The sequence below is a fragment of the Paenibacillus sp. FSL H8-0104 genome (assembly GCF_038050215.1).
GTDB classification, from domain to species: domain Bacteria; phylum Bacillota; class Bacilli; order Paenibacillales; family Paenibacillaceae; genus Paenibacillus; species Paenibacillus amylolyticus.
Window position 1 is genome coordinate 5,274,862 of the sequence record NZ_JBBOTC010000001.1, and the last position, 19,764, is coordinate 5,294,625.

General features: G+C 46.3%; 17 protein-coding genes. 6 read left to right on the forward strand and 11 right to left on the reverse strand.

The window, feature by feature from the left end; all coding sequences use genetic code 11:
- Nucleotides 1–15 precede the first annotated feature (15 nt).
- Nucleotides 16–720, reverse strand: a complete 705-nt coding sequence (locus NST38_RS23250) for a DNA alkylation repair protein (RefSeq protein WP_076252888.1) — start codon at nucleotides 718–720, stop codon at nucleotides 16–18.
- Between the two features lie 190 nt (nucleotides 721–910).
- Here NST38_RS23250 and mgtE point away from each other — a divergent pair, with 190 nt between their 5' ends.
- Nucleotides 911–2,281, forward strand: coding sequence for a magnesium transporter (mgtE, locus tag NST38_RS23255; protein WP_051447459.1), 1,371 nt, complete (start codon nucleotides 911–913; stop codon nucleotides 2,279–2,281).
- A 69-nt stretch (nucleotides 2,282–2,350) separates the two neighbouring features.
- Here mgtE and mmsB read toward each other — a convergent pair whose 3' ends face one another.
- From mmsB to NST38_RS23285, 6 genes are all read right to left on the reverse strand, one after another.
- Complete coding sequence (gene mmsB / locus NST38_RS23260; RefSeq protein WP_036617110.1) at nucleotides 2,351–3,514, reverse strand: multiple monosaccharide ABC transporter permease; 1,164 nt, start codon at nucleotides 3,512–3,514, stop codon at nucleotides 2,351–2,353.
- A complete protein-coding gene (mmsA, locus tag NST38_RS23265) occupies nucleotides 3,483–5,048 on the reverse strand; it encodes a multiple monosaccharide ABC transporter ATP-binding protein (RefSeq protein WP_076252889.1) in 1,566 nt (521 codons plus the stop codon). Before mmsA ends, mmsB begins: the two co-directional genes overlap by 32 nt.
- Before the next feature lie 21 nt (nucleotides 5,049–5,069).
- Nucleotides 5,070–6,155: a multiple monosaccharide ABC transporter substrate-binding protein gene (chvE, locus tag NST38_RS23270; protein ID WP_076252890.1), complete on the reverse strand. Its 1,086-nt coding sequence runs from the start codon at nucleotides 6,153–6,155 to the stop codon at nucleotides 5,070–5,072.
- A 318-nt stretch (nucleotides 6,156–6,473) separates the two neighbouring features.
- Nucleotides 6,474–7,772, reverse strand: coding sequence for a response regulator (locus NST38_RS23275; RefSeq protein WP_076252995.1), 1,299 nt, complete (start codon nucleotides 7,770–7,772; stop codon nucleotides 6,474–6,476).
- A gap of 8 nt (nucleotides 7,773–7,780) precedes the next feature.
- Nucleotides 7,781–9,649 carry a cache domain-containing sensor histidine kinase gene (locus NST38_RS23280; RefSeq protein WP_076252996.1) on the reverse strand — a complete coding sequence of 623 codons (1,869 nt, stop codon included), beginning with the start codon at nucleotides 9,647–9,649 and terminating at the stop codon, nucleotides 7,781–7,783.
- Between the two features lie 91 nt (nucleotides 9,650–9,740).
- Nucleotides 9,741–10,748, reverse strand: a complete 1,008-nt coding sequence (locus NST38_RS23285; protein WP_076252891.1) for a substrate-binding domain-containing protein — start codon at nucleotides 10,746–10,748, stop codon at nucleotides 9,741–9,743.
- Between the two features lie 206 nt (nucleotides 10,749–10,954).
- Here NST38_RS23285 and NST38_RS23290 point away from each other — a divergent pair, with 206 nt between their 5' ends.
- Together NST38_RS23290 and NST38_RS23295 are read left to right on the forward strand one after the other, a co-directional pair.
- Entirely contained in the window at nucleotides 10,955–11,536 is a 582-nt protein-coding gene (locus tag NST38_RS23290; protein WP_076252892.1) for a LysE family translocator, read from the forward strand.
- Between the two features lie 19 nt (nucleotides 11,537–11,555).
- On the forward strand, nucleotides 11,556–12,332 hold the full coding sequence (locus NST38_RS23295) for an AraC family transcriptional regulator (protein ID WP_076252893.1): 777 nt from the start codon (nucleotides 11,556–11,558) through the stop codon (nucleotides 12,330–12,332).
- A 173-nt stretch (nucleotides 12,333–12,505) separates the two neighbouring features.
- On the opposite strand, the gene NST38_RS23300 is transcribed toward NST38_RS23295, so the two are convergent.
- Complete coding sequence (locus NST38_RS23300) at nucleotides 12,506–13,078, reverse strand: hypothetical protein (RefSeq protein WP_076252894.1); 573 nt, start codon at nucleotides 13,076–13,078, stop codon at nucleotides 12,506–12,508.
- Nucleotides 13,079–13,246: 168 nt separating this feature from the next.
- Here NST38_RS23300 and NST38_RS23305 point away from each other — a divergent pair, with 168 nt between their 5' ends.
- The gene (locus tag NST38_RS23305) at nucleotides 13,247–13,915 is read left to right on the forward strand and encodes a phosphatase PAP2 family protein (RefSeq protein WP_256720104.1); all 669 of its coding nucleotides are present in this window, start codon (nucleotides 13,247–13,249) and stop codon (nucleotides 13,913–13,915) included.
- 163 nt (nucleotides 13,916–14,078) lie between these two features.
- Here NST38_RS23305 and NST38_RS23310 read toward each other — a convergent pair whose 3' ends face one another.
- Complete coding sequence (locus tag NST38_RS23310; RefSeq protein ID WP_076252895.1) at nucleotides 14,079–15,512, reverse strand: glycoside hydrolase family 1 protein; 1,434 nt, start codon at nucleotides 15,510–15,512, stop codon at nucleotides 14,079–14,081.
- Nucleotides 15,513–15,880: 368 nt separating this feature from the next.
- Here NST38_RS23310 and NST38_RS23315 point away from each other — a divergent pair, with 368 nt between their 5' ends.
- Nucleotides 15,881–16,798: a helix-turn-helix transcriptional regulator gene (locus tag NST38_RS23315; protein WP_083684720.1), complete on the forward strand. Its 918-nt coding sequence runs from the start codon at nucleotides 15,881–15,883 to the stop codon at nucleotides 16,796–16,798.
- Between the two features lie 73 nt (nucleotides 16,799–16,871).
- Complete coding sequence (locus NST38_RS23320; RefSeq protein ID WP_076252897.1) at nucleotides 16,872–17,687, forward strand: class I SAM-dependent methyltransferase; 816 nt, start codon at nucleotides 16,872–16,874, stop codon at nucleotides 17,685–17,687.
- Nucleotides 17,688–17,786: 99 nt separating this feature from the next.
- Here NST38_RS23320 and NST38_RS23325 read toward each other — a convergent pair whose 3' ends face one another.
- Nucleotides 17,787–18,581 carry a hypothetical protein gene (locus NST38_RS23325; RefSeq protein WP_076252997.1) on the reverse strand — a complete coding sequence of 265 codons (795 nt, stop codon included), beginning with the start codon at nucleotides 18,579–18,581 and terminating at the stop codon, nucleotides 17,787–17,789.
- A 111-nt stretch (nucleotides 18,582–18,692) separates the two neighbouring features.
- The gene (locus tag NST38_RS23330) at nucleotides 18,693–19,109 is read right to left on the reverse strand and encodes a hypothetical protein (protein WP_076252898.1); all 417 of its coding nucleotides are present in this window, start codon (nucleotides 19,107–19,109) and stop codon (nucleotides 18,693–18,695) included.
- Nucleotides 19,110–19,764: the final 655 nt, after the last annotated feature.

Genomic DNA, 19,764 nt, shown 5'->3' on the forward strand with positions numbered 1-19,764 from the left:
TGCTTAATGCTAGAACTAGGAGGTAATCTGCTTCTTCACCTTACGTTTCATACTGCGGATCATTTGCTTGCTCTCTGGATCAACGCGATAAGATTCCGTGATTTTCTGAAGTGCCTTATTATACGTAAAATCATCCAGGGTATTGCGGTTCAAATAACGCATAGTCACCTCAGGTTGTTTCACATAAGCCATTGAGATGGCCCAAGCAACTGCCATTTTCACATAATACGCCTCGTGCCTAATCTGATCCAATGCAGATAGAACCTGATCGATATATCGCTCATTCAGATAAAAATTCAACAGCATTACCACACCAAACCGGATTTCATATTCCTGATCTGATCTCAGATACGGCTGCAAGAACGCCCACATGGACTCCGAATGGACCTTCGTATATTTCAGTCCCGCACAGAAGCTGTCACACACCGACCAGTTGTCAATCTTCGGTACAAATGTTTCAATAGCCTTTAACAGCTCGTCCAGATCAGCCTGTACATGTCCAATGACCATCGCTTGCAACATCACTTCTTCAAAATATTCATCCTCTGCCGTTTCCAGATACGTGCGCCAGTCCCCGGCGGCAAGTTGCTTGGCAATTTTTCGTAAGGCTGGCAACCTTACACCAAGTACATTCGTGATGTTGGGAATAAGTGCGGCCGAGAATTTTTGATACTCCGGCTCAACCATGCTGAGCAATTGTGTTCTGATATCTACTTCCACTAGCGCATGTCCTCCTTGTCTGTTGCTGTACAACAAGTATATCCTTGAAGTGGCTGTTTGTAAGCCCATATCGAATGTTTGAGCAAGATTACAATATCATTTTGGGACTCTCATTTTTTCTCCATTTGTTTAATTCCCAACCCATTTCGTTTAAAAATATGAAGCTGACCGAATAGAAAGGAGTGTCGATATGAACGGACCTCATACCAAGAAAGATTTCTCCGTGGAGGAGATCACCGAACAACTCGTGCAACATGTACAATCCCGGAACCTTCCCGATTTCTATAAATTGGTGAAAGAACTGCATCCCTACGACCTCTCACTTGTATATAAAAAGTTCCCTGAAGAAGAAACCAATCGGTTTTTGCTCCTGTTCAAACCCGATGCTCTGGCGGATCTCGCTGAGACCTTGAAGTTGCACGAACAGATTCAACTGTTTGAACGACTTGGGCCGGAACGAACACTTGAAGTCATGCAGCAGATGGACAAAAGTGATCTGATCCGGTTTATGCACGATTTACCCGCCAAACGCCGAGAAGAATTGCTGTCCAATATGAACCTGGATCACTCTGCCATTATCCGATCCGTGCTTAATTACCCGCCGGAAACGGCAGGACGCATCATGACAGATCAATATCGGACCCTGCTCGCTCATGAGACAGCCAAGGAAGCCTTACGACAATCGCAAGGTACCATGCATATCTCAGCCTCCAGTTATCTCTATGTAACCGATAATGAAGGCAAACTGGTCGGTGTCGTGAGTTATCGATCCCTTGCCTTGGCTGACGATAAGACCCAGGTTGAAGAACTGATGACCCGGCGGGTGATCCATGCAACGGTAGATATGGACCAGGAAGAAGCAGCACAGCTTCTACAGCGTTATGAGTTTATTGCACTTCCGGTGGTGGATGAAAATCACAGATTATGCGGTATCATTCAGATGGATGATGTCATCGATATTATTATGGATGAAGCCAGTGAAGATTTGGCCAAGATGGGGGGCGGCAGCAAGGATATCGACTTTGATACTAAACCACTCGTGGCCGTCAGACGCAGGCTTCCCTGGCTCATCTTGCTTCTATTGATTGGTCTAATCTCGGGAAGTATTGTGGATTTCTTCGAGGATACACTCAATCAGGTTGTGGCATTGGCATTTTTCATGCCGATGATCGCAGGTATGACCGGTAACACAGGAACGCAGTCTCTGGCTGTTGTGGTACGCGGACTGATCGGACGCAAGCTCGACAAAGCCACCGTACTCGCACTGATTGGTCGGGAGATCAAGGTAGGCATAATGATCGGCTTGGTATGTGGATTACTGATCACCGTCATCGCTTATTTCTGGCAAGGGGACTGGTTGCTGGGCGCCATTATTGGGGTATCTCTGTTCCTCACTCTGGTCATTGGTACACTGACCGGTACATGCATCCCGCTTCTGCTTAGTCGTTTCAAAGTCGACCCGGCTGTTGCCTCTGGCCCGTTAATCACCACATTGAATGATATCTTGTCCCTGTTTATCTATTTTGGCATCGCCACACGTTTCCTCGATGCCTTAATGTAACTAAGTCGTGCATACAGCAAAACAGACCTGATCCTGAGATCAAGGTCTGTTTTTTCATTTTACCAAGTGTTACGCTGATCTTTTATTTTTATTATAGATATCAAACGCTACAGCGAGCAGCAGTACCAATCCCTTAATCCCCTGTTGCCAGTCAATACCGAGACCAATCAGGGACATCCCGTTATTCAGCACACCCATAACCAAACCACCGATGATGGCACCAAATACCGTACCTATGCCCCCTGAAGCGGAAGCACCACCGATGAAGCAGGCCGCAATGGCATCCAACTCGAAGTTGGTACCCGCTCTTGGCGTAGCTGCATTCAGACGTGCGGCGAAGATCAACCCGGATACCGCGGCAAGTGTACCCATGTTCACGAAAACCCAGAAGGTTACCTTTTTTGTTTTGACTCCAGACAGGCCTGCGGCCTTCTCATTACCTCCAAGCGCATACACATGCCGTCCCATGACAGTACGATTCATAACGAAGGAGTACACAACGATCAGGACAAACAGCAGGACCAGGATATTTGGAATACCTGCATAACTTGCGAGTACAAACGTAAACAGATTTGTCACAACAGCCACCACAATCAACTTGAGCAAAAATAGTCCCTTTGACACGACCTCGAATCCATATTTTCGCTGGGAACGGCGTTCCCGCAGTTCATTGACAATGTACCAAACGGTGAGCACAAGACCCACAATGATAGACACTAGACCGAAACCTGAGAATTGAATGTCCGCCAAGAAGCCAGAGCTTATTTTCTGGAAACCACCTGGAAAAGGAGAGATCGATTGCCCCTCCAGCACGATCATCGTCAAGCCACGGAACAGCAGCATACCTGCCAGCGTCACGATAAATGCCGGAATCCGCACATAAGCGATCCAGAAGCCTTGCCATGCACCGATCAAAGCACCAACCAGCAAGGAAGCGATGACTGCAAGCCAAGCCGGAAGCTGCCAATCAACCATCATAATCGCGGCAACGGCACCAACAAAGGCTGCAATGGAACCAACAGACAGGTCAATATGCCCGGTAATGATGACCAGCACCATTCCGATCGCCAGCACCAAAATGTAACTGTTCTGCAAAATCAAATTTGTAATATTAATCGGCTTGAGCAACAGCCCGCCTGTAAGTACCTCGAACAAAAGCATAATCACTACCAGGGCAATAATCATGCCGTATTGACGGATATTATTTTTGAACAGTTTTGTTATCATTTCCATGCTTGCCGCCTCCAGACTTGGTCATATATCTCATCAACGTTTCCTGCGATGCTTGCTCCCGGCTGACTTCACCGGTGATTCGTCCGGCATTCATCACATAGATCCGGTCACACAGGCCAAGAACCTCCGGAAGCTCGGATGAGATTACCAGTACGCCCTTGCCTTCAGCAGCAAGCCGATGAATGATCGTATAGATTTCGAATTTCGCTCCCACATCGATACCGCGGGTAGGTTCATCCAGGATAAGAATATCTGGTCCGGCAAAAATCCATTTGCTGAGCACCACTTTTTGCTGGTTGCCTCCACTTAGATTACCGGTCTTCTGCAAAATACTTGGTGCTTTGATGTTCATGCTTTTCTTCATCTTTTCCGCCACCAGTACTTCTTCACGCTCGTTCACTACTGCGTTTCGCGTCAGCTTGCTCAGACCCGTTAAGGAAATATTGCGCTTGATGTCATCCATCAGAATGAGTCCGTATTCCTTGCGGTCTTCTGTCACATAAGCAAACCCATTCTGAATAGCCTCTGTGACGGTATTGTTGTGGATCGGTTTACCATTCTTAATGAGTTGACCCGAAATATTCCGGCCATAGGATTTGCCAAATATACTCATGGCAAGCTCGGTACGCCCAGCGCCCATCAGCCCAGCAATACCTACAATCTCACCACGTCTGATATTCATATCGATCTGATCCAGTACTTTTCGCTCGGCATGATGTTCGTGATATACCGTCCAGTCCTTTACCTCAAGGATAACTTCTCCAATGGTGGCATGACGCTCCGGATAACGGCTAGTGAGATCACGTCCTACCATTCCGCTAATAATCCGGTCCTCCGTCACTTTTTCGTTCTTCATATCCAACGTCTCAATTGTCTTACCGTCCCGTAAAATGGTCACGGAATCGGATACCTTGGATACCTCATTCAGCTTGTGTGAGATCAGGATACAGGCGATGCCCTGTTTCTTGAATTCCAGCATCAATTGCAGCAGATTTTCACTGTCGTCCTCGTTCAGCGCAGCGGTTGGCTCATCCAAAATAAGCAGCCGCACCTTTTTGGAGAGCGCTTTCGCAATTTCGACCAGTTGCTGCTTGCCTACCCCGATGCTGGATACCAACGTGTTTGGATTTTCGCTCAGTCCCACCTTCGAGAGCAGCTCCCGTGTACCTACAAAAGTTTCCTTCCAGTTGACAATTCCTCTGCTCGCACGCTCGTTGCCCAGATATATATTTTCCGCGATTGAAAGGTAGGGAATCAGGGCCAACTCCTGATGGATAATGACAATTCCCAGATCCTCGCTCTGCTTAATATCCTTGAACTCACAATTTTTGCCCTGAAATAAAATGTCGCCTTCATACGTGCCATGTGGATATACACCACTCAGTACCTTCATCAACGTAGATTTACCTGCGCCATTTTCACCACATATGGAATGAATTTCGCCTTCACGGACTTTCAGATTGACATTTTCCAGCGCTTTGACGCCAGGAAAGGTTTTGGTGATGTTTTTCATTTCCAGAATGATTCCGGCCATGGGATGTGCTCCTTTCATTTATTATTTCAGTCCGATTTCTTCCTTCGTGTAATACTGTGTACCAACGATATCCTGCTCCACATTTGTACGGTCCACCGAGATGGGATCCAAGAGATACGCCGGAACAACCTCAATTCCGTTGTTATATGATGTTGTATCATTAACTTCCGCCTGTTTTCCTTGCAAAATACTATTGGCCATCTCTACCGTCTTCTCCGCTAGCTTCCGTGTATCCTTGAACACCGTCTGCGTCTGTTCCCCGGCCACAATGGACTTGATTGAGGCAAGTTCGGCATCCTGTCCTGTAATAACGGGCAGCGGTTTGTTCGAAGTACCGTAACCAATCCCTTTCAAAGATGAAATGATACCAATACTGATTCCATCATAAGGAGACAATACTGCATCCAGATTATCACCCGAGTAATACGCACTCAGCAGGTTATCCATCCGTGACTGGGCCAGTGCTCCGTCCCAGCGCAAGGTCGCAATCTGAGCCATCGTCATCTGCTTGCTGCGCACGACCAGCTTGCCGGAATCGATGTACGGCTTCAGGACAGACATCGCACCGTCGAAGAAGAAATAGGCGTTATTATCATCAGGAGAGCCACCAAACAGCTCAATGTTATACGGTCCTTTTCCATCCTTGAGTCCAAGCTTTTGTTCGATGTAGGAGGCTTGAAGCACACCCACCTTAAAATTGTCGAACGTGGCGTAATAGGTTAAGTATGGCGTATTGCGAATGAGCCGATCATACGAGATCACTTGTATCCCTTCGTCATGCGCTTTCTTTATTACATCCGTTAATGTGTTGCCATCCACGGACGCAATCACCATCACATCCACACCTTTGGTGATCATGTTTTCAATCTGTGAAATCTGATTCTCGACCACGTCCTCAGCATACTGAAGATCGGTTTTGTACCCCTGCTCCTGAAACAGACGGACCATATTCTCCCCGTCTCCCACCCATCGTTCTGATGATTTGGTTGGCATCGATATACCGACATATCCCTTTTCTTTGCTGCCTGGGCCACTCTCTGCCAGATTGCAGGCCGAGAGCATCAAGGTCATCACCAGAAGCCAGATGAGCATTGCTCCTTTTTTCATATGAAGTTCCCCTTTCCTCACGTCATACGGTTCTGAATGAGTTATAAGATAACGCTTACAATACATGTAGTGCATCCTGTTGCTTGCTGTTCCTATCTGAGACTAATGGTAGCATTCGAGATGCCGCAAGGTCTTTGCACGTTTTGAACCTTTTTTATAAAAATTTAACTTTTGATGGAAACGCTTAAAGTATAAGTTTGATCCACGAGATACCATTCCAGAGTCAAAAAAAAGGACATGCTCCACTTCGCTTCACACGAAGTAGAACACATCCATCTCATTTATCACATGTCTAAGTGAATAACTGTAATACGATATTTAATTCGCAGAAGGATGATAGGCTGTCCCCCCGTTCTTTCGATACTGCACTGGTGAAATGCCCATTGTTTTCTTAAATGCAGTGCTGAAATAATGTTGGGTATCATAACCTACACGCTCAGCTATGGTGTGGATCGGCAGTGTTGTTGAATCTAATAACTGTATAGCCTTGCGAATGCGAGCATGCGTGACAAGCGTGACAAAGGAATCATTCAGCTCTTTCTTCAGCACACGACTAAGATATACGGCAGATACTTGTAGACGGGAAGCAAGCGATTCCAGGGTCAGTTCCCGCTCGGCATATTCTTCGTGAATAAGTTGTCTTGCCCGGCGAACCAGAGGCGACAACTGTACTTCCCCGAATACCCTTTCACGGCAATGACGGTACGTATCCGGCGTTTCTTCCAGTGTCCCTGCATGTGTCTCCACATGAGCATGAATGGCAATATTCAGGCAAGAACTGATCTGTTGTTCCAGAAGGGACTCTATTTCTTCAGGGGCTTCCTGCCACAGACACATGCCGATCAACCCGCTTACGTCCCGAAACAGGACATGTGGCACGTCCCCCAGCAGTTCACTAATTATATTTTCCACTGCAAACAGAAACAACTGACGATCATTCTCTCTCAGTATCGTCTGACGAGCTTCAGCGGCAGGCCAGCGTACGACCCCGATCTGCACAGGTGGGACGGGGGGCAGCCGCAAAAACACAAGCTGCTCCGTCAGATTCCTCCCTTCAGCCTGCCCCTCCAGCCACTCCAGCATAAATCGCTGGCGAAGCAACGGGATATTACGTTCAATCTGATGAGCTGCCTGTTGTACATATGCCGTCCTCTGGTGCTCTTCAGTAAGTCGCTGATGCAATCGCTCAAGTGCAGCATATAATTGTTCTGCTTGCACAGGTTTTAAAATGTAATCCTCTACGCCAAGACGAACCGCCTCCTGCGCATATGCAAATTCATCATGTCCCGAGATGATCAGGTAACGACAGCCTGGACACTTCTGCTGAAGGGCACGGATTAGTTCGATTCCGTTCAGAAATGGCATATTCATATCAACGAGAACAATATCCACACCCAAATCAGCCGCCCGTTCCAGCGCTTCCTCGCCATCTTCCGCTTCACCAACAACCTCCATCCCGAGAGTTTCCCAGTCAATGGCATCCCGAATCCCCTCACGAATGATCGGTTCATCATCAGCGATGAGCACGCGGTATTTCTTCGCCACATGGCTATCCGGCATAATCTCCATTACTGTAGTTAATGCGGATGTCTCATCTGTTTCAGTGGAAGTTGTCACGGCCGATTTCATGAATTTTCCCATTCACTCTCCTGCCTCTCTTCGTTATTGATTTGCTTGGTTGGTGGGAGCTCTCGCATCAACGGATGAATGATGGTCACACTCGTTCCTTCACCTTCCTGGCTCTCCAGCACAATACCGTATTCATCGCCAAAGGACAGCCGCAGACGGGCCTGCACATTCAACATTCCATAACTTTTGCCTGTCATCCCAGGCGAAGACGCTTCCAAACTTGCCAACGGAGCTTCGAGCAACTGCTGCATCTCGGCAAGCCGTTCGATGGACATGCCTGCTCCATTATCATGAATGGTCAGCAGCAGTCTGTTATGTTCCAATCTGGCCTCCACCCGAATGTGTCCCGGCCCACGCCTGCCCTTGATTCCATGATAGATTGCATTCTCTATCAGGGGCTGAAGCAGCAGCTTTAACACCAAAAGGTCCCGCAGTTCCTCTGGAATATTCAATGTATACTGAAGACGATCGCGGTATCGTGTCTGCTGAATTTGCAGATAACTGGTCATATGTTCAATCTCGGAATGCAGCGGAATGTAATCCTGTCCCTTACTAAGCCCTATGCGAAATAATCGAGATAACGCACCAACCATGCCGGATACATCTTCTGCACCCTCTTTGCGTGCCATCCAATGAATGGTATCCAAGGTATTGTACAAAAAGTGTGGTTTGATATGCTCCTGCAAACTTCGCATTTCAGCGTCGCGCTTCTGCCGCTCCCGCAATTCATTTAGTGATATCAGTTGTCGAATCTGTGCCAGCATTCGGTTATAACTGTTGCCAAGCATGCCAATCTCATCAGCGCGATCGCTCCAGCGGCCTGGTCTGAGATTGCCGGTCTCCGCCCTGCGCATATAGGACATGAGCCGGAAAATGGGCTGAGCAATGGAACGGGAGAACCATAAAGAGGCGCTCAGGCCAAACAGACACACCACAAATACAAAGCTAACCACGTAAAACTGGATTTGGCGTACTTCGGATATCGAGTCTCTTGTGGGAAATACCCCTACTGTTCTCCAACCTGTAAAGGTAGACGACTGATACATGAATAATAATGTTCCACCTTCTGTATCGGCGGTAAATGTTCCACTCTCACCGGAGGGGAACCAGTCTGTGGGAATGTGTTCTATTAGCGGGTGCTCCGGCTTGTATACACTTTGACCTTCTGCATCCGTCACCATCACATAACCGGATTTCCCCAAGGTTACATTACGGGCAGCCTGAGAGACCGACCTTAGTTTAAGATCAATCATAATAACCCCCCGCACACGTCCTGACGCTTCATCCGTTATGGAACGTGCAACCGATACAATCTCATCATTCTTGTACCGTACATGTGTCGTGAGATTACGCTCTTTCGGCTGACCCAATACCATGAAGATGCCCGGATTGGCCGAAGCTTTTTGATACCAATTTTCCTGGATCAGGCTCTGTTCCGCTCGGGGATACATCTCGTTGCTAATATAGTCACCATGTGCATTGACGAGAACAATCCCGGCGATTTCAGGATACAATGTTGTGAACCCCTGCAAGGTTTGTTTGATGCCATATAACCGATTTTGCTCCGTTTCGGCATTGGTGTCCATGTTCATTGGTACGATGCCTTCATCATCATTCGGTGGCATTTTGTCGTCCATAAAAGCATCAATATACGGGTCAAAGGCAATCAGGTAGGTCATGTTTTGCAAATTCTCCATTTTGCTGTTCAGAGCTTCATTCACTTTGCCAATCAGTTGCATGGTATGCCCTTCAACCTGTCGCTCAACTACGCGCTCCACCGTCCAGTTCACAAGCAACCCAAGCCCTACGGAAGGTACAATGGCGAATAACAGAAAAAGCAGCATCAGCTGGTAGCGAAGGGGCATATTACGCAAGCGTAAACGCCGAATCCCGTTCCTGAAAGTGGAGAGAATTGCTCTCCTGCTCCAAGGCCTTGGAATCTTGAAATCTTCCTTGTTATTTGGCATAGTAATCATCCACATCTGAGCGTGTTACCACAGAGATCCCTGTGTCTACCATCACGGGAAGTGGTGCATTTTCACCGGATGAAGAAGGGGCAGGAACCGTTAATTGGTGATGCAGATGGAACAGATATTGGAGTGACCAATATCCCATATTCCAGGTTCCCTGTGCAATTGTAGCTGAGATCGTACCGTTCTTGATCATATCCAATGTAGTCTTGTTTGTATCAAACGAAATAATCTGCAATGGATGTCTGTCCCCGGCAGTTTGAACAGCTTCCCCCGCTCCTGCCCCTCCGGTAGCTTCAGTCACAAAAATTCCCGCCAGCTCGGGATGTTCCTTCATCATTCTGATTGTTTCGTCTCTGGATACCATCGCATCACCGTGTCCGTCTGCAACTTCAACAATCTGCATGGAAGGGTATCTCTCCTTGATCGTATCGCGGAAACCCTTCGTGCGCTCTTCATGATTTTGTTGCCCAGGCAAGGTTAATACCGCGACCTCTCCCTCACGACCCAGCAGTTCAGCCATTTTATCGGCAGCCATTACACCCGACTTGTAATTATCTGTCCCAAGAAAAGAATAGGCCTGGCTATCGGGTGCATCCGCGTCAAATAATACAACAGGGATATCTGCGTCGATTGCCTTGTTAATCGCTGGAACTAACGATTGAGGATCGATTGCAGATATAGCAATGCCCGCGGGTTTACGAGCGATAGCCTGCTCGATCACCATGGTCTGCTCCTTCGCATCATACCGGGTAGCCCCGCGATATTCTACGGTCACGCCAAGTGCATCCGCGGCATCCTCGAAACCTTTGAGCGGGCTCTTCCAATACTCCAGCCCGGACTGGAATGTAATCATGATATACGTCTCTCCGATATCACCGCGCAGCCCCCGGTCCTCCCAAGAACTGTTTACCTGACTGGTGTATTCAAACCTCAATACATACAACGCAAATGCTGAGATTAGCAAAATGTAAACAAGTAGCATTTTTTTCATTCCGTTCACTTCCTCAAGTCGTCTGATCACCTTATACTTCGTTTAAATTGTAAACGCAATCATTCAAAAAGAAAACCATCCCTTATCTTTTAAAAGCAAGCTCCTGTTGCTAACCGTGTACCTGCTGCAATAATGTACTATATGGTTTCTCCCTTTGGACGTATGATCATGAAACTAAACTACAACCAGAGGAGAGCATCATCCTTATGAATCTTGCATCTTTTTTAATCTACTGTATTGTCGTTACGTTCACCCCTGGCCCCAGCAATATCGTAATTCTTTCTTCCGTACAACAGGTTGGGGCGCGTCAAACGATGCAATATGTGTGGGGAGCTACGCTGGCATTTGGTCTGCTGCTTACCGCATCAGCTTTTCTTAATCATCTTCTTGCGGGAGTGTTACCCGGAATTCTGAAGGTGATGCAGATTGTCGGCGGCCTGTACATGGTGTATCTGGCGTACCAGATCTACAAGATGGGTACCACCGAGGATGCACCAAAACAAGTTACCGGATTTTGGAACGGTTTCATCATGCAATTTGTGAATCCAAAGGTCGTCTTGTTTACTTTCACTGTCATTCCAAGTTATGTATTGCCCTTTTATCAAAGTTCATTTTCTTCGTTCCTGTTCGTGCTGCTCATTACATTCATTGGTTTTCTGGCCTATTCCAGTTGGGTTGTTTTTGGCACGGTTTTCAAAACGTTGCTGAATCGCCACCAAAAATTACTGAGTATTCTCATGGCACTTTTTTTGTTATACTCAGCCATTATAGTATCCGGATTAATCTAAAGCTTGGGAGGTGTGCTGCATGGAACGGTTTAACTATAAAAAGTCGCAAGACGTGCTGGCACTATCCGCCAGCTTTACTGATTTTGCATACAAAAAACATTGCCACGAAGAGTATGCGGTCGGCGTAACCCTGCGTGGCATTCAACAATACAACCTGGACGGACAATATCAGGCGTCTCACCAAAATGGTGTCATGTTGTTCAACCGTGAACAGTCCCATGACGGAAGCTCCTATGATAAGGCTGGCATTGACTATGTGATGCTGTATTTGAAGCCGGAATTGGTAGAGGAGATTATAGGCAAAAAGGAATTGCGTTTTGGAAGTCCCATCGTCTATGATCCCGAGCTTGCACGTAAGATCCTGATACTGAACGATGCCGTTCAACTCCGACAGGACGAAGCCGAGTGCAGCGAACGGGTCTTCGATCTGGTTCACCTTCTGGCTCAGAAGGAAATGGACACCAAGCTCTGGTTGCCTCAGGACAGTCTGGTTCGAAAAGCCAAGGAAATCATGTTTTTCAGCACCGAAGATGTGCTCAAGCTGGACAACCTAAGTTCCGAATTTGGCATGTCCAAGTTTCAATTTATCCGGGAATTCAAAGCACAAGCAGGTATATCTCCCTACCAGTTTTTCTTAAACTGCAAGGTGGAGCGTGCCCGTCAATCCATCGAAAAGCAGAAGGACGTATATACTGCTGTTGCCGATTGTGGATTCGTTGATCTGACCCATCTGAACCGTCATTTCAAACGGGTATTTGGTGTCACAGCTTATGAATACATGTTGCAGCTGAACTAGCTGCATCGGATCGATAATCTCGACTCCAAATGGGTGAAATTTTGACGCCACTCCTGAAAATCCCCGTATGGAACGCGGATGTACCTCGACGTTCTTACGGGGATTGACTTGTTTTTCAATCATACAAACCTTTTGTTATACAATCCAACTTTCAATTTTCATCAGACCTGCAATCAGATTCTTTTCTTTCGTTTCCATATCCACACGATTGCCAACGCTGCCAATAAAATGACTCCACCATATAATATGAGTTGGATATATTCACTTCTCCCATCGGTGGTTTCTCCAAAATCTTCTTTACTTACAAGCTTGCCCGCACCCAGCAATTTCAGATCGTCTCCGGCTTGTTCAATTGGAACATTGCGACTGCACAGATTCGTATGAAGCTTATGATCCACTTCATATTGATAAGCATAGATCAGGTAGGATTGATTCTTTTCAAATTGAATGCCACAGGAGTCAGACCCTCCGTCACTCGCGAGGATTTTCATCTTTTTGGCATTAACCCCCTTCCATGCAGTACCTACATCAAAGGTATACTCTCTTAATAAACCATCATGCTTCGACTGTTGAGAATTGCCTTTATTCACCACTTCTCCCGTAAATACTGCTGCGTAGGTCTTCAATCTCTCTTGAACATCATTCTCGACACAACTGCAAGCATACACTCTCTCTCCGGGAAATAGAGCTAACCCAGACGTAACCAACAGTAAGATCAACATGCACATCACCAAACGTCGTTTCATTCCGACCGCTCCCTCCTACATTCTCTGCTTGAATAAGCGTTGTTAAGGTTACATATTTTTATTGCTGCTATATTTATTGTAAAATTATAGCACAATATAAATATCGTTATGTCCAACATACGCAAGGACACAACATACGAAATCAACCATCACGGAGGAACTCAACATTTGATACACAACTGGAAAAAGAATATCTCATTCTCGCTGCTCGTTGCAGCGTTATGCATGATCGCTTTTATAAGCATCGCCCTGTCCATCAGCGACAACCAGATTCATCGATTTGATGACACGCTGATCGGCTGGATTCAGGGGTTGGAATCCCCTGGTATGACACAATTCATGCACCTTTTTACCTGGATCGGCAGCGAAATGCCAGTGGTCTTCATTACCATCATCGCCATGATTGTGTTGTACGTTTGCCTGCGACACAAACGCGAACTGCTCTTTCTGGCTTGTGTGCTTGCAGGTTCAACCCTGTTAAATGCATTGCTCAAACTGGTATTCCAGCGTGCCAGACCTACCATTAACCGGATTATCGAAGTGAGCGGCTATAGCTTCCCCAGTGGGCATTCTATGGCAGCATTTAGCCTGTACGGTGGACTGGCCTTTCTAATCTGGAAACATGTACCCACCGTAACAGGACGTGTGCTGATGATTGTTGCCAGCGCCGTATTTATACTGACCATTGGTATAAGTCGTATCTACTTGGGGGTGCATTATCCAAGTGATATCGTAGGCGGATACTTCTTGAGTGGTTGCTGGCTCTCCACATGCATATGGTTTTATCGGCGGCATTTGGAGCGCATGTCCCATCTGCAAAGCAGAAGGTTGGCCTAGGCGGCCCGCTATGGAACTACACAAAGAAATACCCGGCTTTCCTTAACTGACGGATAGCCGGGTATTTTTATATTCATATATTGTAGTCCTGAACTCGTTCAGGACCACATGGACCGCTTGTCCCATTTAAGGGAACAGACGGATCTGGTTTTTTTACACCAAATTATAACTCTTCACCATTGGATTCGATGACTTTTTTGTACCAGTGGAAACTCTTCTTCGGTGTTCTGCTCAAGTCTCCGTTACCGTCGTTGTCCTTGTTGACATGAATGAAGCCATAACGCTTCTTCATCTCTCCAGTGGATGCACTAACCAGGTCGATACATCCCCACATGGTGTAGGCAATCAGATCTACGCCGTCAGCTACCGCTTCTTTCATCTGTTCAATGTGACCTTTCAAATAATCAATGCGATAGTCATCTTGAATGGAGCCGTCTTCCTCTACCACATCGACAGCACCCAGACCGTTTTCAACCACCATCAGTGGAATCTGATAACGATCATACAGATGATTCAGCGTGTAACGCAGTCCTTTTGGATCGATCTGCCAACCCCAGTCGGAAGCTTCGAGATATGGATTTTTGATACCGCCCAGAAGATTACCTTCTGCTCTCTCAAGGGACTCATCCGCACTTTCAACCAAAGACATATAATAACTGAAGGAGTAGAAGTCTACGCAGCCTTCACGCAAGGTCTGCTCGTCTCCCGGTTGCATCTCGATCTGGATACCTTCTTCGGCAAAGAAACGTTTGGCGAATCCAGGATACGCTCCACGAACCTGTACATCACCGCAGATCATATTAGAGATTTGGTCTTTCTTCTGTGCAAGCAACATGTCGTCCGGGTTACATGTGTTTGGATAGGTTGTCATGAAAGCGACCATACAGCCGATCTGGAAATCAGGGTTAATCTCATGCCCCAGCTTCACTGCTTTTGCACTGGCAATGAATTGATGATGTAATGCCTGGAAACGAGTCTGTGGATCATCCACTCCGTCGACCAGTGTCTCTTTGCCTTCAAACAGAATACCTGCAGCCATATAAGCACCCATCGGCATCGTCAGACAGTTGATTTCGTTGAACGTAAGCCAGTATTTCACTTGATCTTTGTAGCGGTTGAAGAGAGTTGTACAATAACGGATATAACAGTCGATGACTTCACGGGAAGCCCAGCCGTTATACTTCTGTGTCAGACCGAATGGCGTTTCATAATGGGAGATCGTTACGAGCGGCTCAATATTGTACTTTTTCAACTCGGCAAAAACATTGTCGTAGAACTGCAATCCCTCTTCGTTTGGCTCCAGATCATAACCGTTTGGATAGATCCGGGACCAGTTGATGGACATGCGGAACATTTTGAAGCCCATCTCTGCCATCATGGCAATATCTTCTTTGTAATGTCCGTAAAAATCAACCGCTTCATGGCTCGGATAATACGTGCCCTCTTCCAATACAGGCGTAATCCGGCGTGGAATCGTGTGGGTTCCCCCTGTCATCATGTCAGACGTGCTTGGCCCCTTACCACCCTGGTTCCATCCACCCTCGAATTGATTGGCAGCCGTTGCGCCGCCCCAGTAAAATCCTTCTTTCATTGTCATGACCAGTTCCTCCTTCATAATTAACTCATTTCGGTATAAAGTGCTTGATATTATGCGAGTAGCCGTTCCGGTCACGAATCGTTCTTCTGATCGCTGTTATCCTCGGATTTCTTTTATTCCCATTTCTAAATGGAAAAATCCCATGATAGCGTTTGCTTCCGAAGTAGCTTTCTTACAGAAAGCTTTTAGCGAACACTTCGTTTCTTCAGAATCGATATCGTCCCCTTCACTACTCCCCAATAAATGAAGAACAAATTATAAATCTGAGTAAAATGTCTTGGTAAGACTTTTACACCAGTGTACCATCCATACCCTGACACCTATTGTCATGGTATAATCAGAGCATGGAAAATAACCGACTATTTCGAATGTTGCTTTTGTTATTGGAGAAAAAGAAAGCCACTGCACCAGAACTCGCCCGTATGTTCGAGATTTCTGTACGTACGGTGTACCGCGATATCGACCGGCTGAGCGCTGCGGGCATTCCCGTCTATACAACGACCGGCAAGCATGGCGGTATCCATCTGATGGACAACTATGTCATGGACAAGTCCCTGTTGTCTGAAGAAGACCAGAATGAAATTTTGATGGGACTATACAGCATCAGTGCGATCCCCCATCTTAACAGTGCCCATATGCTGCAACGGTTAACCGCCCTTTTTGATCACAAGCTGGATTGGATCGAATTCAATTTCTCACCATGGGGCAGCATCCCTCTGCAGGAGAGAGAACTGTTCAATCAGGTGAAGCAGGCTATATTAACGAATCAACTGATTACGTTTCATTATGTTAATTCGGATGGTGAGAAGAGCATTCCGACCGTGGAGCCACAGAAGCTTATTTTCAAAAACAGTACATGGTACTTCAAAGGATATATCCATGATGACCCTGATCGGAAAGAATTCGAGACATTTAAGATGAAACGGATCACCCAGTTGACTTTTCTGGCGAGAAAACACGATCACTCTGTTACTGCCGGATCAAACGATCCTGAATCAGAGGCAGCTCCTGTCCTGATTCCTCTTACACTCTCGTTCTCCAGCAATATTGCATACCGAGTGTATGATTTTTTCGAACCCTCCCTCATTAAAAAAGAGCCTGATGGCAGGCTCCGTGTGTCTCTCGAACTGAATGTAGGGGAATGGCTCTACTCCTTCCTGCTGTCGTTTGGTTCCGAGCTGACCGTAATCGAGCCTGTTCATGTTGGACAGGAATTGCTCAGACGTCATATCAAAGCCGTTGAACATTTGCAGAACGTCATGAACAAACTTCCCAACAATGAATGATATAATATAGGCCTATACAACTTTTGATCACAGCTGACTCTCCGTCATCCATCTGCCCGAAGGAGGTTTATCCATGCAAGACATTAGACGCAACAATGTGGAACGTTTCAAAGGTTTTGGTACGTTATACGATCAGAACCGACCAGCTGCTCCCACTGAAGTGGTGGATATTCTAACGACATATCTTGGCAGCACACCACGTATGGTCGCAGATATCGGTTGTGGCACCGGCTTATCCTCGTGGATCTGGCTTAATGAAGCTGAACGTATTATCGGCTTTGAACCCAGCGATGACATGAGGTCTGTAGCTGAATTCAAGTGGGAATCTGCCGGGAAGCCGGATAACCTGCGGTTTGTGTCCGGCTTGTCTCACGACCTCGGACTACCAGATGGCAGTGTGGATGTGCTGACCTGCTCGCAATCGTTTCACTGGATGGAGCCGCAACCCACACTACGCGAGTTTGCACGTGTACTTCGTACAGGGGGCATATTTGCAGCCTACGATTGCGACTGGCCGCCAATGTTAGACTGGCAGTTAGAACAAGCTTATCTGCAGCTGAATAAGGAAGCAGATCAACGAGCAGCCAGTCTGGATCCCCAGAATAGTCAGGCACACAAATGGAGCAAGGATGGGCATTTGCAGCAGATTCAGCAGTCCGGGCTGTTCCGATATGTCCGGGAAATCGTATTTCATCACCACGAGACATTCACAGCCGATCGATATGTCAATCTCGCCCTGAGCCAAGGCGGCCTGCAAACGGCGTTGAAACTCGGAGCGGATGATCTATTAACAGCTGCTGACGAGTTCAGAGCGCTGGCTAATCGTGTATTTGATGGAGAATCCAGAAAAGTACTTTTTTCTTATCGCATGCGCCTTGGTATTGTTTGAAAACCGTCCGTTGCTTGTATCTCTCATACATACCAAAATGAAAAAGGAGGTCCTACACGTCATAAACATGATCTGTAGGACCTCCTTTTGTCTACATCTTCAGGAGGAGAATAAGTCACTTAATTGTCGCTCCTGTACATTCAATGCCAACACCAATTTTGTTGGGTCTTGTCTTGAATAGATGATATTAATGATATGTCCTTGCTGCACCTGCGGAAGGGCAGATGACAAAATTTCTTTTTGCGTTGTCACATTGAAGGTTTCACCGTTCGTTTTCGTTATGCTGAGTTTGAGCTGAAGCTTGATCTTGTTATTGCCACCACTTCCAAGTGGAGTGACATCAAGGATCTTGGCCATTGCTTTTTCCCCTGTTCTTGCAATATCCATCATTTCAGGTGATACCCCTTGCTGTACCATCTTTTCATCCAGCAATTGCTGCATATCTTCCTGTGATAATTGCCCCTTCATATCAAGCCCTACCTTGCGCTCATCCTTTACGGAGACTACTAACGGAATGAAACTGCCCGGCTGAAACTGTGCCATGGAGGTCAGCGGAATGACGGCTTTCATCTCGGTATCGTATTTCTCGCGCCCCTTACGCGACACCGTCAGACCCAATCGAACCTCAGGCTGTTCATTAATATACGTCCCCGTCTGTTGTATAGTCTTAATGACCCCAACTGCTGGTAAACCTGTCTTCACTCGACCTACGCCAAAAATATTGTTCAAAATCGCAGGAACAAAGATCAGTGCAAACCCGGCAAAGATCGCCGGAGTGTACCACCATGCCTGCATAATCATAAACGGATCATTCCACAGCTGCTGTGCCAGAAATGGGGAGAACCCCACCCCGAATACAGTTAATACGCCAATGAATCTCAGGAAACCTACCATATGATCCACCCTTTCTTAATCCTTCTCTTAATATCTCTATCAATATATCTATTTAGCGTTGTTATAAGCATTTTACAAATAGATTATGACTCTCTTATAACCAAATACCTTCTAGATGGACATTAGCCCCATGTAGATCAGTTCGGAGGGATTCGCTGGATTCTGGCCCAGTCCCACTCGATCGCCAACTCGTGGAATCTGCATTTTGGACACCAGTGTCTCCAATGTTCGCTGATACTGGTTACCGTTTGTCTCTGTCACATCCAATACAAGCAGAACAATCGGATCAAAGTTGATCAGTTTGCCTGTATCGGTGATTGTCACCACCGTAGCCGTAGCTGTTAAAGGCAGAGAACCACTTGCCGCCAACTGTGCCTGCTTTGCCGAATCCAGACTTTGGTTGATAGCATCCCGATGTTCCTTTGATACAAAACCTTTCATCATCATGCCAGTGAGTCCTTTATTCATCATTTTATCCGCTTTAGCAATCGCATCTTCCTGTTTGTTCTTTTTACCGAACCATCCCATATCAAGCACCTCATTTGTTTTATTTGTTTTAGAAGTTGTTCAAAAAGTCCACTTTTGATTACGAATCATGCCTAGCGGCATCATCAACATCGAATATGAAATTCAGCCGAAATTTCCGTTGCTCACGTAGTTTGCCTACGCTCCGCTACTCCATTTCTATCTTCATTCCATCTTCTCGGTACTGAAAACCAGACTTTTTGAACACGTATTTATAATTAAATTATAAACACCACGGCTTGTCCTTGAATACCCTTCTGGTGGCATACAAAAAAAACGAAAAATCCGGCAATTGAATTACGGGATAATCGTTTCTTTGGTAAAGAATGATGCTAATTCCGCAAAAAAAGATACGCTAATCCGATCTTCATTTCACGATTAGCAGAAATATTTTGCGTCAAGTGCTTTGGCAATGCATAAAATCATGCCAAAAACAGTGTTATTTAACCTATAAGTTTTCCGCTATACACACTTTTCCAACCTTTATGTGCTTAGTTTAGCTATCATCTCATTATTGAGGTTCCACGGATCTTTCCCCATAGCTTTATACTTTCTTTCCTGAACCTCTAAACGAACTAGGACTTGAACAAAAATAGAATCGCTAATTGTGGCTCTGTGTACGTGTTCTGTTAGATATAACCTATTCACTTATCAGCGG

Excerpts from the sequence above, each read along its gene's own strand:
- mgtE (WP_051447459.1), top strand. The coding sequence starts at position 911 with ATGAACGGACCTCATACCAAGAAAGATTTCTCCGTGGAGGAGATCACC.
- mmsB (WP_036617110.1), bottom strand. The coding sequence starts at position 3,514 with ATGGAAATGATAACAAAACTGTTCAAAAATAATATCCGTCAATACGGC.
- mmsA (WP_076252889.1), bottom strand. The coding sequence starts at position 5,048 with ATGGCCGGAATCATTCTGGAAATGAAAAACATCACCAAAACCTTTCCT.
- chvE (WP_076252890.1), bottom strand. The coding sequence starts at position 6,155 with ATGAAAAAAGGAGCAATGCTCATCTGGCTTCTGGTGATGACCTTGATG.
- NST38_RS23280 (WP_076252996.1), bottom strand. The coding sequence starts at position 9,649 with ATGCCCCTTCGCTACCAGCTGATGCTGCTTTTTCTGTTATTCGCCATT.
- NST38_RS23285 (WP_076252891.1), bottom strand. The coding sequence starts at position 10,748 with ATGAAAAAAATGCTACTTGTTTACATTTTGCTAATCTCAGCATTTGCG.
- NST38_RS23290 (WP_076252892.1), top strand. The coding sequence starts at position 10,955 with ATGAATCTTGCATCTTTTTTAATCTACTGTATTGTCGTTACGTTCACC.
- NST38_RS23295 (WP_076252893.1), top strand. The coding sequence starts at position 11,556 with ATGGAACGGTTTAACTATAAAAAGTCGCAAGACGTGCTGGCACTATCC.
- NST38_RS23300 (WP_076252894.1), bottom strand. The coding sequence starts at position 13,078 with ATGAAACGACGTTTGGTGATGTGCATGTTGATCTTACTGTTGGTTACG.
- NST38_RS23310 (WP_076252895.1), bottom strand. The coding sequence starts at position 15,512 with ATGACAATGAAAGAAGGATTTTACTGGGGCGGCGCAACGGCTGCCAAT.
- NST38_RS23315 (WP_083684720.1), top strand. The coding sequence starts at position 15,881 with ATGTTGCTTTTGTTATTGGAGAAAAAGAAAGCCACTGCACCAGAACTC.
- NST38_RS23320 (WP_076252897.1), top strand. The coding sequence starts at position 16,872 with ATGCAAGACATTAGACGCAACAATGTGGAACGTTTCAAAGGTTTTGGT.
- NST38_RS23325 (WP_076252997.1), bottom strand. The coding sequence starts at position 18,581 with ATGGTAGGTTTCCTGAGATTCATTGGCGTATTAACTGTATTCGGGGTG.
- NST38_RS23330 (WP_076252898.1), bottom strand. The coding sequence starts at position 19,109 with ATGGGATGGTTCGGTAAAAAGAACAAACAGGAAGATGCGATTGCTAAA.